This is a genomic window from Zavarzinella formosa DSM 19928 (assembly GCF_000255705.1).
Taxonomy (GTDB): domain Bacteria; phylum Planctomycetota; class Planctomycetia; order Gemmatales; family Gemmataceae; genus Zavarzinella; species Zavarzinella formosa.
Genome location: NZ_JH636440.1, coordinates 469606 through 485326, shown reverse-complemented (window position 1 = coordinate 485326; position 15721 = coordinate 469606). Strand labels below are relative to the sequence as shown.

Annotated in this window: 14 protein-coding genes; 13 read left to right on the top strand and 1 reads right to left on the bottom strand. The window is 59.8% G+C overall.

Annotated elements, in window-relative coordinates; all coding sequences use genetic code 11:
* The first annotated feature begins 461 nt into the window (after positions 1-461).
* The 9 genes from BGIM_RS0112915 (at position 462) to BGIM_RS0112875 (ending at position 11294) form a co-directional block, all read left to right on the top strand.
* Positions 462-1238, top strand: a complete 777-nt coding sequence (locus tag BGIM_RS0112915) for a FliA/WhiG family RNA polymerase sigma factor (RefSeq protein WP_020470186.1) — start codon at positions 462-464, stop codon at positions 1236-1238.
* A 155-nt stretch (positions 1239-1393) separates the two neighbouring features.
* Entirely contained in the window at positions 1394-3679 is a 2286-nt protein-coding gene (locus BGIM_RS50145; protein ID WP_020470185.1) for a prolyl oligopeptidase family serine peptidase, read from the top strand.
* A gap of 362 nt (positions 3680-4041) precedes the next feature.
* Positions 4042-5262 (top strand): UDP-4-amino-4,6-dideoxy-N-acetyl-beta-L-altrosamine transaminase, encoded by a 1221-nt coding sequence (pseC, locus tag BGIM_RS0112905; protein ID WP_020470184.1) that lies wholly within the window; start codon positions 4042-4044, stop codon positions 5260-5262.
* Positions 5259-6002 (top strand): cytidylyltransferase domain-containing protein, encoded by a 744-nt coding sequence (locus BGIM_RS0112900; protein WP_020470183.1) that lies wholly within the window; start codon positions 5259-5261, stop codon positions 6000-6002. The genes pseC and BGIM_RS0112900 overlap by 4 nt, the downstream gene beginning before the upstream one ends.
* A complete protein-coding gene (pseG, locus tag BGIM_RS50140; protein ID WP_020470182.1) occupies positions 5992-7479 on the top strand; it encodes a UDP-2,4-diacetamido-2,4,6-trideoxy-beta-L-altropyranose hydrolase in 1488 nt (495 codons plus the stop codon). Before BGIM_RS0112900 ends, pseG begins: the two co-directional genes overlap by 11 nt.
* The gene (pseI, locus tag BGIM_RS0112890; protein ID WP_020470181.1) at positions 7479-8537 is read left to right on the top strand and encodes a pseudaminic acid synthase; all 1059 of its coding nucleotides are present in this window, start codon (positions 7479-7481) and stop codon (positions 8535-8537) included. Before pseG ends, pseI begins: the two co-directional genes overlap by 1 nt.
* Before the next feature lie 89 nt (positions 8538-8626).
* Positions 8627-9310 carry a formyltransferase family protein gene (locus BGIM_RS0112885; protein WP_202947256.1) on the top strand — a complete coding sequence of 228 codons (684 nt, stop codon included), beginning with the start codon at positions 8627-8629 and terminating at the stop codon, positions 9308-9310.
* Positions 9307-10002, top strand: a complete 696-nt coding sequence (locus tag BGIM_RS0112880) for a PIG-L deacetylase family protein (protein WP_020470179.1) — start codon at positions 9307-9309, stop codon at positions 10000-10002. Before BGIM_RS0112885 ends, BGIM_RS0112880 begins: the two co-directional genes overlap by 4 nt.
* 113 nt (positions 10003-10115) lie before the next feature.
* Complete coding sequence (locus BGIM_RS0112875; protein ID WP_020470178.1) at positions 10116-11294, top strand: S1 family peptidase; 1179 nt, start codon at positions 10116-10118, stop codon at positions 11292-11294.
* A 284-nt stretch (positions 11295-11578) separates the two neighbouring features.
* Here BGIM_RS0112875 and BGIM_RS0112870 read toward each other — a convergent pair whose 3' ends face one another.
* On the bottom strand, positions 11579-12745 hold the full coding sequence (locus BGIM_RS0112870; RefSeq protein ID WP_084759851.1) for a PP2C family protein-serine/threonine phosphatase: 1167 nt from the start codon (positions 12743-12745) through the stop codon (positions 11579-11581).
* 112 nt (positions 12746-12857) lie between these two features.
* Here BGIM_RS0112870 and BGIM_RS0112865 point away from each other — a divergent pair, with 112 nt between their 5' ends.
* From BGIM_RS0112865 to BGIM_RS0112850, 4 genes are all read left to right on the top strand, one after another.
* On the top strand, positions 12858-13259 hold the full coding sequence (locus BGIM_RS0112865; protein ID WP_029629999.1) for a bifunctional nuclease family protein: 402 nt from the start codon (positions 12858-12860) through the stop codon (positions 13257-13259).
* Between the two features lie 24 nt (positions 13260-13283).
* Positions 13284-13658: a four helix bundle protein gene (locus tag BGIM_RS0112860; RefSeq protein ID WP_029629998.1), complete on the top strand. Its 375-nt coding sequence runs from the start codon at positions 13284-13286 to the stop codon at positions 13656-13658.
* A 37-nt stretch (positions 13659-13695) separates the two neighbouring features.
* Positions 13696-14511, top strand: coding sequence for a bifunctional DNA-formamidopyrimidine glycosylase/DNA-(apurinic or apyrimidinic site) lyase (gene mutM / locus BGIM_RS0112855; protein WP_020470174.1), 816 nt, complete (start codon positions 13696-13698; stop codon positions 14509-14511).
* Between the two features lie 134 nt (positions 14512-14645).
* Positions 14646-15569 (top strand): S1/P1 nuclease, encoded by a 924-nt coding sequence (locus tag BGIM_RS0112850; RefSeq protein WP_020470173.1) that lies wholly within the window; start codon positions 14646-14648, stop codon positions 15567-15569.
* Positions 15570-15721 lie beyond the last annotated feature (152 nt).

The window sequence follows — 15721 nt, the reverse complement described above, 5'->3', positions numbered from 1 at the left end:
GTGTCGGCGAAAACCGCTTGGGGAAGTGGTTCTTGCCGATGCCGACCGGTCTGCCACACAGACACGATCCGGCGATCCGGGTTGTGCCTGTCAGGACCGGGAGACGCGAGACGATTTTTGAAAAAATTTCGTTTCAGACCTCAGTAGTGGCAAGTCGATGTGGGGATGTACGGCACACTTCGCCTTGTGCCATCGGAGTTTGGAGGGTTGACACGCCGCCCGCATGGGCGACTCGGTGAACACGGGGGATTTCCGCAACACACGCATGGACGCGCCACGGGGCCGATTCGTCGGGGGAGACGAATGGCCGCGCGGGTTGACGGGTACTTCGCATCGAATCGTCTCGAATTGACTCAGTCAGTTCACTTGCGGGTCGCATCAAGTCGGGGGAGCCGGGCTGGCATTCAGCACGGACGACTTGGTCTCGGCGGGTCACTTCCAATCAACAGGGAGGGATCCGAATGGTGACGCAGGTAAACTTGGATATTCCGCAGGTTTGGCAGTTGTACCGGGAAACCGGGAACGTCGAGTATCGCAACCGGCTGGTTGAGCGTTACCTGTCGCTGGTGAAGTACAACGCCGAACGCATCTGGGCCCGATTGCCCGATGGCGTGGAACTGGACGATCTCATCAGCTCCGGCACGTTCGGGCTGCTGGACGCCATCGACGCCTTCGACTTGAACCGCGGCGTGAAGTTCGAGACCTATTGCGTCCCGCGTATTCGCGGGGCCATGCTCGACGAACTGCGCACAATGGACTGGGTTCCCCGGCTTGTCCGGGCGAAGGCCTCCAAAATGGAAGCGGCCCGCAAGGCCCTCGAAGCCAAGCTCGGTCGGCCGCCTCGCCCGGATGAACTGTCCGAGGTTCTGGGAGTCCCCATTGAGCAGCTGGGCACCCACGTCGGCGAGGCCACGGCCGTCGGCCTCGTGAGCCTGAACAAGAAGTGGTACGAAACGGACAGTTACAAGGATGTTCGCGAGATCGACATCCTCGAGGACAAAAAGTCCGAAGACCCGACCCACCGCATCCAAAACGGCGACCTGATGCGCCTGGTGACCAAGGGCCTCAACCGCAACGAACGCCTCATCATCATCCTCTACTACTATGAGGACATGACGATGAAAGAGATCGGGGCCACGCTCGACCTGAGCGAATCCCGCGTCAGCCAGATGCACTCCAGCATCGTCGCCCGCCTGCAAGCGCAACTCAACCGCCGCCGGCCCGAGTTCAGCGCCTGATTTCAACGGACTACATTCGCATCTTCCACGCCACCGCCGGACCTCCGGCGGTTTTGGCGTTTGCGCATTTGCTTCCCTCATTTTTCTCTCCGCCTCCCGGCCTCGCCGTGGTACAACTTTTTCTCCGCTTGCGTGCATTTCATCAGGGAGTTCTCATGCGTGTCGTGCTGGCGTTTACCATCTTGATTCCGTTCCTGGCCCTCGCGGCCGACCCGCCGAAGACCGAGCCAAAAAAGGAAGCACCGAAAGCTGAGCCGCCGAAGGCCGAACCCAAGAAAGAACTGCCAAAAGCCGAGCCGCCGAAGATTGAACCCAAGAAAGAGGCGCCCAAGGCCGAGCCGCCGAAGACTGAACCCAAGAAAGAAACGCCCAAGGTCGAACCCAAAAAGGAACCCGCCGTGTTCCCCGGCGAAGCGACCATTCGGGGTTACTTCCGACAGCAAGTGAAGGAAATCCAAGACACAACCCTGACGGGCTACAAGACCAAAGAGGAATGGGAGAAGGCCCGGCCGGAACACAAGCGGCAATTGCTTGACATGCTCGGGCTGTGGCCATTGCCGCCCCGGACAGAATTGAAACCCGTCATCACCGGGAAGATTGATTCGCCCAAATTCACGGTGGAGAAACTATATTTCCAGTCGAAGCCCGGCCTGTATGTGATGGCCAATCTGTACCTTCCCAAGCCCGCGCCGCAAAAGGCCCCGACGGTGCTGTATGTGTGCGGACATGGCAACGTCGTCAAAGACGGCGTCAGTTTCGGCAGCAAGGTCTTTTACCAGCATCATCCGACCTGGCTGGCCGAGCATGGTTATGTGTGCATGGTAATTGACACACTACAACTCGCGGAGATTCAGGGGTTCCACCACGGGACGCATCAACTCGGCCAATGGTGGTGGCAGGGCTTGGGCCACACGCCCGCTGGGGTCGAGTGCTGGAACGCGATGCGGGCGCTCGACTATCTTGAAACCCGCCCGGAAGTGGACACGAAGCGAATCGGCGTCACCGGCCGATCCGGCGGCGGGGCTTATTCATGGTGGATCGCCGCGACAGACGAACGGGTGGCCTGCGCCATCCCGGTCGCGGGCATCGCGGACTTGCAGGCCCATCTGTTGGAGGGTTACCCCGGCCGGTTGGAAAAAGGGGTGATCGCCGGGCATTGCGACTGCATGTTCATGGTGAACACTTACCGATGGGACTTCGCCACGCTGGCCGCGATGATCGCCCCCCGGCCGGTGCTGCTCGGCAACAGCGACGCGGATGATATCTTCCCCGTGGCCGGTTATCGTCGGCTGGCCGAGAAGACTCGCAAAATCTACGAACTTTACGGAGCCGGGGAGAAATTCGCCCTGTTGGAAACCAAAGGTCCGCACACGGACACGCCGGAACTACGGGCCGGGGCGTTTCGCTGGCTCAACCGCTGGCTGAAGAACGACAACGCCGAAGTGACGGACCCCAACCCGGCAACCCCGAAATTCGAGCCGGCCCAACTCAAAGTGTTTGCGAAAATCCCGGAGGACCAACGCAACACGACGATTCAGGAAACCTTCGTCGCCACATCGAGCATTGAGTTGCCGAAATCGCCGGAGGTGATTCGCCAATGGTGGCCCGCCAAGCGGGAAGAGATGTTGAAAGAGTTGAAGGAACACACCTTCCGCAACTGGCCGAAGGAAACTGATTTGGCCCTCAAACCCGCCGGGGACAAGACGCACGATGGCATCCGCTTGCGGGCGTGGGACTTCACCAGCGAAACCGGCGTGGAACTGCGACTGTGGCTGATGACCGCCGCCACGACCGACAAACCTTCGCTGGTGGTTTTGAACGCGCTTGGCGAAGCCGATTGGAAAACATGGTGCGCCGACTTGGGATCGGAATTCACCGATGTGCTGAAGGTTTCGACGCCCATCAAACGGGACGAGGCCAAATTCAAACAGAACAAAGCGGTGATGGAGAAGATGAAATGGTCGTTCGCGGCCGTGTGCCCCCGAGGCATCGGGCCGACACGATTCGCGGAAGCCGGCAACCGGGATGAGATTCAATATCGCCGACGCTTCGCCCTCATCGGGCAAACTTGGGAAGGCCAGCAAGTTTGGGACGTTCGCCGGGCCTTTCAAACATTGGGTAAACTCGGCGAAGCGAAGGAAGCCCCGTTATGGTTGCAGGGCAAGGGGGACATGGCCACGGTTGCGCTATTCGCGGGGATTTTCGAGCCGACCGTGGCCCGACTAGATCTTTGGCAGCTTGCCCCGACTTACAAAACCGCCCCGCCGATGCTGAACGCCTGGCGGCATCTGGACATTCCTCAAGCTCTGGCCCTCGCGCACCCGAAGAATGTTAAACTGTATGTGAAGGATGACGCCGCCCGCGAGGCATGGGCGTGGCCGCTCGAAATGCAAAAGGCGCTGGGGAAGGAAACCCTGCAACTTCGCGTCGTCGGCGAATAAGTTGACATCAGAAATAGGAAAGAAGAGAAGACTAACCACAAAGGCACAAAGATCACACAAAGTTCCACAAAGAGATGAAAAGAACGGCATTTGTATGCGAAGTTCTTGGTGAAACTTTGTGTGATCTTTGCGCCTTTGTGGTTAGTCTTCTCTTGCTGATTTGGAGCAAACGGAAAGAATGAAACAGTCGGCGATGAGAGTACTCCGCACGCTCCGCGTGCGGGCGGGACTTTGACCCGTTTCATCGTCTGGCCTCGGAGGAAGTCCCATCCGCACGCGGAGCGTGCGGAGTACTCTGGTCACCGGCCATTCATTCTTTCCGCTCACTCTTAATTTCGGACACTCCAAGGACCGGGAGCAAAATGGCTTCGCCGATTCCCTACGGCCGGCAGTGGATTGACGACGACGACATCGCGGCCGTGGTCGAATGTCTGCGGGGCGACTGGCTGACGCAAGGCCCGGCGGTCGAACGCTTCGAGCAATCGCTGCGGGACGCCACCGGAGCCAGACATGCGGTGGCCGTCGCCAGCGGGACAGCCGCCCTTCATCTCGCGGCCCTCGCGGCCGGGGTTGGCCCCGGCGATATCGGCCTGACCTCAGCCATCACCTTCACCGCCAGCGCCAATTGCGTCGCCTATTGCGGCGGCGATCCGCATTTCATCGGCATTGACCCGGCCACCGGGTTGATGGATATCTCCTTGCTCGAAGCCCGCGTGCGGGAATTGGCGAACAAGGGAACGCCGCCGAAGGTGATCGTCCCGGTGGACCTCGCGGGACAACCCGCCGACCTGCCCGCCGTTCGCCGGATCGCAGACACTGTCGGGGCATTGGTCATCGAAGACGCGGCCCATTCCCTCGGCGCCCGTTACACGCACAACAACACGACCTTTCGGGCCGGGTCGTGCGAACACACCGATTTCGCCATCCTCAGTTTCCACCCGGTGAAACACGTCACGACCGCCGAAGGGGGGGCCGTGCTGACCAACAACCCGGAACTGGCGACGAAACTCCGCGACCTGCGAACGCACGGCATCCACCGAGACCCGAAACGCCTCACACGGCCCGACGAAGGCCCGTGGTATTACGAACAGGCATCGCTCGGCTTTCACTACCGCCTGTCGGACATGCAGTGCGCGCTCGGCATTTCCCAGATGAAAAAGCTGGAGGCGTTTGTCGTTCGCCGCAACGAGATCGCCGCCCGTTACGATGACGCCTTCGCCAAGGCTCCCTTCGCCGGGAAGATTGTTCCGCTGAAGAAAACGGAGCATCTGAATCGTAACGCTTATCACTTATATGTGATTCGCTTGATGCGACAGCCCGGCGAAACGCTCGACGCCGTCGCGGCCCGGCGCAAGGCGCTGTTTCTCAACCTCCGCGAGCGGGGCATCATCCCGCAGGTGCATTACATCCCCGTGCCGATGCAGCCATATTACCGCGACAAACTCGGCCGGCTTGATGACGGTTCGCGAGAATATTACGCCTCGTGCCTGAGCATTCCGATGTATCCGAAGATGACCGACGGCGACGTGGCCCGCACGATTGACACGCTGGCCGAGTGCATCAATGCGGGGGACAACCGATGACCGCCAAGCCTCGCATCATGGCCATCATGCAGGCCCGCATGGGATCGAGTCGCTTGCCCGGCAAGATCATCGCGGAGATCGCCGGGCGGCCGATGTTAAATGTCATCATCGACCGGCTGGGCCGCTCCAAACTGATGGATGAACTGGTGATCGCCAGTTCCGAACGCCCGGCAAACCAAGTGGTCGAAGACTTGGCCGCGAAGGCGGGCGTGCGTTGTTTTCGCGGTTCCGAGGATGATGTGCTGGATCGCTTTTATCAGGCGGCCCGGCTGGGGAAGCCGGACATCATCGTTCGCCTCACGGCCGACAATCCGTGCATGAACGGCGAATGGATGGACTTCTTAATCGAACAAGCCCTCGCCGGGAAGTGGGACTATTTCGCCCCGAGTTTCCAGACGCATCCGCACGGCGTCTCGGCTGAAATATTTCCGTTCGCCTGTCTCGAAACCATGTGGAAAGAAGCGACTCACCCCGAGGAACGGGAGCATGTGACGCCGTTCCTCTATCGCCGGCCGGATCGGTTCCGTGTGTGCTGGCATGAATCAGCCGAGAATAACTCAGACCTTCGCCTCACCGTGGACACCGAGGACGATCTTCGCCTCGCCCGCGAAATCTTCGACCACTTCGGCCATGACCAGTTCACCTGGCAGGAGGCGGCACAAGCCATCCGCAACCACCCCGAATGGCGGGACTTGAACCGGCACGTTCATCAGAAGATCGTGAGCCATCGTGTCCAGTGAAGCCCCGACGCTCTTGATCCGGGCCGATGCCGACCCCCGCATGGGAACCGGGCATGTGATGCGCTGTCTGGCCCTGGCGCAATGCTGGCTCGATCACGTCGGCCCGGTCACCCTGGCGGCCGCCCGCCTGCCCGCGGGCCTGCGAGACCGCCTGATCGCCGAGGGTGTCAGCGTGCGAACCGTCTCGGACCAACGTGCGGATATCGTGAGGCTTGCCCGCGAATTGTCGGCGGCGGTCGTCGTCCTCGACGGATACCACTTCACCACCGAAGACGAACGGGCTGTTCGCGAGGCGGGTTTTCCCGTGCTGGCGATGGACGATTACGGCCACACCGCCCACACCCATGCGACGTGGGTGCTGAATCAAAACCTCGGCGCGTCCGAATCCCTCTACAACACACCCGCCCGGTTGCTGCTCGGGTCACGCTATGCGATGCTTCGCCGGGAATTTCTTGAGTCGAAACCGCTGCCGCGTCCGGCGGCCGATGTTGCTCGAAAAATCCTGATCACGATGGGCGGAGCCGACCCGGACAACATCACCGGGCTCATGTTGAAAACCTTTGAATCAATCCCGGCCGACGGATTGGAACTCCTCGTAGTGATCGGCGGCAGCAATCCGCATGCAGCCGCCATCGAACAACAAACCACCGCGTTTCCGCATCGGGTGACCGTGCGGCGTGATGTGACGGACATGCCCGACATCATGCGGCAGGCCGATCTGGCGGTCACGGCCGGGGGAACCACCACTTGGGAACTGGCCGCGTATGGCGTGCCGATGATCGTCGTCACTGTGGCGGACAATCAGGAAAATTTGGCGAAAGCCATCCATGAGGCCGGGCTGGCCGTCAATCTTGGCTGGCCGGATTCCACCTCGCCCGAACAGAAGCATGACGTGATCCACCGGATGATTGGCGATGCCACCCGGCGACAGGCCATGAGCGAGGCCGGCCGGCGCACGGTGGACGGTTGGGGGGTCACCCGCGTGGTCCAGACATTGCAATCAACGCCGGTGATCTCCCTTCGGTCGGCGAACGAGGGCGATTGCCGGATTGTCTGGGAGTGGGCCAACGATTCGAGTTTGAGAAGCGTCTCGTTCTCCCCCGATCCTATTCCTTGGGAAACTCACACAGTCTGGTTTCGGAAACGCCTGACGGATCCCGCGTGTCTGTTCCTGATCGGACAGGACGCCGACGGTTGTCTGACTGGCATGATTCGTTTTGATCGGTCACCGGAGGGGGTCGTTGTTTCCGTGTACCTGACTGCCGAATCTCGTGGAAAGGGTTATGGCATGGTGTTGATTCGTCGCGGGACCAAGCGGGCGTTGCGGCATTTTCAAGAGTCTCGTGTCAGCGCGTGGATCCTGCCCGATAATCCGGCATCTCTGCGGACGTTTGCAAGGGCGGGCTATCGTGACATGGGAACGAGGGAGCATCAAGGCATCCGGGCCCATCTGATGGTTTTTGAGGAGGGAAACTGATGATCGCGAGATCTTTTCGCCTTGGCCGGGCCGAGGTGGGTCCGGGGCATCCGGCTTACATTATTGCCGAATTGTCGGCGAATCACGGCCAGAATTTTGAGGAGGCTGTCCGGCTTGTGCGGGCGGCAAAGGAGTCTGGCGCGGATGCCGTGAAACTTCAGACGTACACTGCGGACACAATGACCATTCCCTCAAACGGCCCGGATTTTCAAATCCGCGGAGGAACGATTTGGGACGGCCGGAATCTGCACGAACTATATCAAGACGCTTACACTCCTTGGGAATGGCAGCCCAAGCTAAAACAGGTGGCCGAGAGCCTCGGGATGGATTTGTTCAGCACGCCGTTCGATCCGACGGCCGTGGACTTTTTGGAGTCGATGCACGTCCCCGCCCACAAAATTGCCTCTTTTGAAGTTGTCGACCTTCCGCTCATCGAGAAAATCGCCGCGACAGGCAAACCGATCATCATGTCCACGGGGATGGCCACGCTCGCGGAAATCACCGAGGCCGTGGACACAATCTTTGGCGCCGGCAACAGGCAGTTGGTGTTGTTGAAGTGCACCAGCGCCTATCCGGCCGCGCCTGACACGATGAACCTGCGGACCATCCCGCATCTGGCCGAGGCGTTCGGCGTGCCGGCGGGTCTGAGCGACCACACCCTGGACATTGCCGTGCCGGTGGCGGCCGTTGTTCTCGGAGCGTGTGTGATTGAAAAACATCTCACCATGTCACGATCCGTGCCGGGACCGGACAGCGCTTTCTCCCTCGAACCCGCCGAGTTTCGGCGAATGGTCGAGGCGGTGCGGGCAGCCGAGAAAGCCGTGGGGAGCGTGCATTACGGAGTCACGGCGGACGACGCCAAAAGCCGCGTGTTTCGCCGTTCGCTGTATGTCGTCGCGGATATCAAATCCGGGGAGCCTTTCACCGAGGCCAACGTGCGAAGCATCCGGCCGGGTCATGGCCTGCCGCCCAAAATGATCCGGGAGGTATTGGGCCGGCGCGCGGCCACGGACCTGCCCAAGGGAACCGCGCTTCGTCTCGACCTGATCTTGTCATAACCCTGCGGCCGCGAGCCTCGCATGGTCACCCGAGCAAAGGGACGTTTCGTTTGGAACTTCAACAATCTTCGGAACCCGAATCATACGCCGTGGCCACGATCCGGCCCTGGAATCTGGCCGAATACGAAAACAACATTTCCAAACTGCCGGGACGGTGGACGCTAATCACCGAACCCCGGGAGTTGACGGTGGAATACCTAGACTCCCTGCGGCCGCGATATGTCTTTTTTCCCCATTGGAGCCACAAGATTCCCCCGGAGATCATCCGCCGGTTCGAGTGTGTTTGTTTTCACCAAACGGACCTGCCATATGGCCGTGGCGGCAGTCCGATGCAAAACCTGATCGAACGCGGCCACGAACACACTATGCTGACCGCCTTGCGAATGACGGAGGAATTTGACGCCGGGCCGGTGTATCTCAAGCGTCCCATGTCGCTCCACGGCCTCGGCGAGGAGATTTTTCTTCGCGTGGCCCGAACCGTGACGACAATGATTGCAGAAATCATTGCCAATCATCCCGAGCCGGTTCCGCAATCGGGCGAGGCGACGGTCTTCAAAAGGCGGACCCCCGCCCAAAGCCAGATCCCGCCCGAAACGATCTCACTGGAAAAATTGTTCGACCATCTTCGCATGCTCGACGTGGCCGGTTATCCCCCGGCGTTTTTGGAATACGGCAATATCAGGTTGGAATTCTCCCGCCCGGCGTTGCGCACGGGCCGCATCGAGGCGGATGTCAAGATTAGCATTCTTCCCAAGCAGGCAGGCTTGTCATGAGTTTTGGTTTCAAAAATGTCCTCGCGTTCTTTGCCCACCCGGATGACGAGACGCTGGCGGCCGGGGCGACCATGAATCGCTTGTCCCGTGAGGGGGCGACCGTCCACGTGGCTATTTCAAGCACGGGCATTCACAGTCGCCGGAATGTGATCGACCAGGCCACCCGGGATCAGACACTGCCGTTGTTACGAGCGGATTGTGTCAAGGCATTGGGAATGATCGGAGTGCTTCCCCCCAATGTCTATCTGGGTGAATTTTCAGACAACGAGATGGATCGCCATACGTTGTTGGAACTCATCCACTGGCTGGAGGAGATCCTCGCGAAGGTTCGGCCGGACGCTATTTTCACCCATCATCGCTATTGCACGAACATCGACCACCAGTATTGCCACGAGGCGGCGGTGGTGGCGACCCGGCCCAGTGTGAACTCACACATCCCGGTGTTTTGCGGGGAAATTCCTTCCAGCACGGGATATCTGAAGCCCACTCATTGGGATCCAAACTTCTTTGTAAACGTCGAGGCGGCCGACGTGGAAGCCAAAATCCGGGCCATGCAAACCTACAAGGAGGAAGCCCGCCCGGACCCTCATCCCCGCTCTCCGGAAGTGCTCCGGGCCTTGGCCAAAGTCCGGGGATCCGAGGCGGGTTATTTTTTTGCCGAAGCGTTCATGATCCAAAAATTGTTCGCCTGACCGTCACCCGGTTTCTTCCGCGAACATATCGTTGTTGACGGCCCGTTTTTGGATTACAGTGGAACCGTATCGGAGACCTCGCGTCCGCTTCCTGTGCGGCAAGGAATCACCCCGTGGCCATTCACTATGCCTGCCCCGTTTGCAAGACGAGTCATGTGGTCGACGACTGGGAGGCCGGCAAAAAATCCAACTGTCAAAAATGCGGCCAACGCCTGCAGGTTCCGGCGGCCTCGCCGCCACAGATGAGAACAATCTTGGGCGAGACCGTGTCCTCGGAACCGCGCCCGAAGCCGGCGCCGCGACCTCCCCGCCAGACGCCTCCCCCGCCGACGCCCGCGTCACGTCCTGATCCGGTTCCCATGCCGTCCTACCTGGCGGTCAACAAAAACACCCGCCTGCGAGCCGGGCCAATCATGGTGGTTGCCGTCACGTTATTTGGCTTGATCGGCATCGGCGTGGCGGTGGTCTCTTGGATGGTTCGCAAGGGACCGGCGCCGGCCGTTGCCACGACGGCGACCAAACCGGAACCCGCATCCGCCCCCAAAACAACTTCTGCCCCTGTGATCCCGCAAGAAGAAAACACCAAAACGCCTGCCGCGGAACCGGACGATCCTCCCCCGGTGGTGGTGCTCACGCAACCATTGACCGGGGAACAGGTTTACGAGAGGCTGGTTCGCAGTTCGGTGTTTATCATCACCCCCACCGGCGCGGGAACCGGCTTCATCGTGAGCAAGGGCAAACGGTTGCTGGTCACGAATTTTCACGTCGTCGGCCGGGAAACCGAAGTGTTGGTCTTATACCCGCTGTACGACAAGGCCGGCGAACTCATCACGGATGCCAGCTTTTACCGCAAACAGGGCCGGGGGATTGCCGTGCCGGGCACGGTGGTCGAAAAGGATGTGACGCGCGATTTGGCCATGATCGAAGTGGAAAAGATTCAAGAGAAGGCAACCGCCGTCTCGCTGGCCATTCGCCCGGCCGCGACGGGTTCGACGTTGTTCTCCGTCGGCGGTTCCGGGATCGAGGAAAACCTGCTCTGGCGACTGACCAAGGGAACCGTTCGCGGCCGGGTTCAACGCCGGCAAAAAGCCGAATTCGGCACGGTCGATTGCATGATTCTCGAAACCGACGCCCCGCTCAACCACGGCGACAGCGGCGGCCCGGTGATGAACGACCGGGGCGAACTGGTGGCCGTCGTCTCCCACGGACTGGCCAACCAGAGACAGGTAAGCGGTAACATCGACGTGGAGGAAGTGCGAAAGTTCGTGACGAAATTCACGGCCAAACGGTGACGAGAGAGTATTCCGAGCCTGAAACGTCCGTTTTGAAGTCGCGCTTTTTGGGTTTTCAAGGTTGTTCTTGGTCTTGGCGAGCCGAGCTCCGTCAGGAGCCGGGTGGCTTCCAGTGGTTGAGCCGTCTCCCCTTTATTCAGCCTGATTCAAACCCGTGGCTAAAGCGATTTCCCTGCCGGAAGCCACCCGGCAGCTTACGCTGCTCGGCTCGCCAATACCAAGACCATCCAAACCCAAAATGCGCGACATCAAAACCTGAGAGAGCCTGACCTGACCTTCAACCCTCACTTAAACTCCACGCACAACAGCGTGAAATCTTCCGGATGCTGGGAGTCTTCCAGCAAATCCCTTGCCACTTGATCGACGAACGGCTGCACGGCCAAGTGCCGGTGTTTCTTCACCGATTCGATCAGCGGGTCATTCGGGCCGCCGGGGCCGGTGCTGGGGGGGTGGACGCCGTCGGAGTAGAGGAGGACTTTGTCGCCGAGGCGCAACTGATGTTGCTGCACGGGGTATTCGGCTTCGAAGACGCCGAGCAGCGTACCGGAGGAGTGCCAGTATTCCGGATCGGCATCCGTCGGAACATACAGCGGATGCGGATGGGCGGCGCGAGCGAAGGTCAGGTTGCCATCGCGGCAGTTTAGCTGCATGTAGATCATGGTCACGAACGGCGGTTCCGGCAGGCTCAGGTTCACCAGTTCGCGGTTGAGCCGGTCCAGCACTTCGCCCGGCGGCACCAGCCGGTATGACCGGCCGAGGATCTCCTTGGACACCATGCTCTTCTTCACGAAGATGCTCAACAGACTGCTGGCGGGGAGGCCGCGGCCCATCGCGTCGGCCACATAGACGCAGACGTGTTCCTCGTCCAGCCGTACCACATCGTAAAAATCCCCGCCGATCCGGCTGCGGGGGCGGTAACAGACGCCAAAACGGGCCTGCCCGATCTCGGGCATTGTCTTCGGGAGGAAGCCCCGGTGAATTCGCCGGGTGAGTTCCAAATCGCCGTCGATTTGCTGGAATGCCTGTTGCAGCCGCTGGTTGAGATGTTGCGATTCAACCGCCCGGCTGGAAAGCCGGGAATGCAGGTGTTGCACCCGCAACAGGGCCTTCAACTGGGCGACCAGATGATCGGCCGGAACCGGCTGCCGCAAGGCCACGTCGGCCCCGGAGTCCAGCCCCGCCACGGTGGCGACATCCTCGCCAATCAGCCAGATCATCGGGACATAATGTTCGCCAAGCTCAATCCGCCAGCGGCGGCACAAGGCCTGGGCGGTGTTCAGATTTTTGGCCGGCACGTCCAGCACGGTGGCCTGGGAGCGCCCCACCTCGACGGGATCGATTCCGGAGAATCCCGCGACCGTGACCGCAAACCCGGCCCCTTCGAGGGCCGTCCGCAACTCGGCCGAGGGCGATTCGCCCACCAGTAAAATCCGCGACAGAGGTGTGCTCATGGCTCTTCAGACTCCCGATTGATTCCCTGATTCTACGTCAGATTGGGCCGCCGGGGAAACGACTGGTATAATCGACGCATATCTGTCTTCCGTGGGCCAAGGGGGGATTGCCGTGCCCGTGCAAATGGAATTGAAGCGGATCATCATCTCCGAGGTCCATGAACAGCAGATCATCGTACTCCGGGAAGTCGAAGGGACACGTAGTTTTCCCATCGTCATCGGCATCTTCGAGGCCACGAGCATCGACCGGCGTGTGAAAAGTATCGTCCCGCCAAGACCGCTCACGCACGACATGATTGTGAACGTGGTCGAGCAGCTCGGCGGCGAAATCCAAGACATTCTGATCAACGACCTGCAAGACCACACTTATTTCGCCCGCCTGCGCATCCGCAAGGACGGCGAACTCGTCGAAATCGACTGCCGCCCGAGCGACGCCATCGCCGTGGCCGTGACCGCGAAAGTTCCGATCTGGGTGGCGGAAGAGGTGTTGGCGGAGATTATTGAAGGCGGCTGAGAAGAGAGGGATGAGGGATGAGGGATGAGGGATGAAGAAAGCGGAGAACGAATAGATTTGCGGGTGCGGACCAAACAGTTCGCACTACGGATCATCCGACTGTATTCGGCTTTGCCTAAGCGAACCGAAGCCGAAGTGATCGGCAAACAAGCGTTACGGTCGGGGACATCCGTGGGCGCCAATTTCCGGGAAGCTCACCGGTCGAGGTCAGATGCCGAGTTTGTCTCCAAACTTGGCGATTGCCTCAAGGAATTGGAGGAAACGATTTACTGGTTGGAGCTGTTGGTCGAAGGAAAAATTGTCCCTGCGGGCCTACTGACGCCTTTGCAGGACGAGTGCAACCAACTTATCGCCATCCTAACCACCATTGCCAAAAAAGTGAAATCCCAAGCCAAATAACTCATCCCTCATCCCTCATCCCTCATCCTTCAAAAAAATGCCTGAGCTTCCCGAAGTTGAAACTGTTGTCCGTGATCTTCGCCCTCTCTTGGTTGGCCGGACGCTTGGCGAAGTTCGCCGGAGTTCCAGCGGATTGCGGCGAACTTGGTCCCCGGAGTGGGATGATTTGCTGGCCGGGCAAACAGTGGCGGCCATTCATCGCCGGGGTAAATGGATTCTCGTGGAACTCGGCGGCGGTGCCTTCATGATGGTCCATCTCGGGATGACCGGGCAATTCACCGTCATGACCGCCGAGACGCCGATTCCTTCGCACACGCATCTTGTTTTTCCGCTCGACAATGGAACCGAATTACGGTTCCGCGACATCCGGCGATTCGGCAGCGTGACCTATTTGCCCGACCGGCCGACATGGGAAACTTTCCTTGCGGACAAACTTGGTCCCGAACCTTGGGACATGGAACCGAAGGTTTGGCGGGCCATCCTGAAAGACACTTCGCGGAACCTGAAGGCCATCCTCCTCGATCAGACACTCATCGCCGGGGTGGGTAACATTTACGCGGATGAATCATGCCACGCCGCCCGGCTCAACCCGCGCCGCGCGGGCAAAAGCCTGACCACCGCCGAGGCCAACCGACTGTTGGAAAAAGTCCGGGCCGTGCTGACAAAGGCCATCGAATCCCGCGGGTCAAGCATTCGGAATTATGTCGGCGGGTCCGGCCTTGAAGGGGGCTTTCAGGACGAGTTCCAAGCCTACGGCCGAACCGGCGAACCGTGCCACACCTGCGGCCAGCCCATCGAATGCGTCCGGCTGGCCGGACGGTCAACTCATTTCTGCTCCAACTGTCAACGATGAAGAAATGGAGATGGGCGAGTTTTCAGTTTTCAGTTTTCAGTTTTCAGTTAAGACAATCCACACAGTGCTTGATGTTCGCAGTCTCAGTGTTTTCACTGAAAACTGAAAACTGAAAACTCTTTTTCGAGAACTCCATGACCCGATTCCTGACATTTCTAACCATCCTCTTGCTCGCCGCCCCGGCGGCGGCATGGAACGACAAGGGGCACATGGTGGTGGCCCGGCTGGCGTGGAAGGAACTCAAGCCGGAGGAGCGGGCGAAGGTGATCGAGATGCTGAAATCGCATCCGCACTACCAGGAATTTTTGACCGCGAACCGGCCAGACAACATCCCCGAAGACGAATGGGCCTTTATGCGGGCGGCCACCTGGGCCGACTGGATTCGCGGAGGCCCCCCGGCCCGCAAGGCATACCATCAAGGGCCGTGGCACTATGTGAATGTGCCGTTCGTCGCCGCCGGTTCCAAGGTGAAGCCGCCGGGGGAGGGGGATGAGAACATCATCAAGCAAATCGACCTCTCCAAAAAGGCCGTCATGACCGCAACCAGCCGTGAGGACCGGGCCGTCCATGTCACGTGGGTCTTCCACTTGATCGGCGACATTCAACAACCGCTGCACAACATCACCCGCTTTTCCGACGATCTGCCGGACGGCGACCGGGGCGGCAACGAATCGGCCGTGATGCTCAACGGCAAGCAAGTCCGTCTGCATACGATGTGGGACAATTTGCTCGGCACGGAAGTGTCCCTTGCCTCCATCAGCAAATCCGTGCTGGAAATCGAAGAAACCATCAAGGACAAGCCAAAGAACACCGCCGAAGAACTGGAAAAGCACACCACGCCGCGATCCTGGAGCGAAGAAGCCCACGACCTCGGCTTCAAAATCGCGTACCTGAACGGCGAACTGAAGGTGAAGAAGTACAACGAAAAAGCCGGCGAAGGAACGCCGGATGCCCCGGAAAATTATGCCAAAAACGCCGGGGAAGTGGCCCGTTATCAGGTCTACAAAGGGGGCAAACGACTGGCGGCCTATTTGCGCGAGATGATTGGGAAGAATTGATTTTGATTGATGGCTCTGACAAATCTTTCTGTCATGCCCGATTGGTTTTCGCCCCAAGGGGGCGCTCGAAAATAGCCAGGGGCGGAAGCCCTTGGTCAACGACCGCCAAAAGAAATCCACCCCAACGGGGTGGCACAACTCGCAAGCGCTGC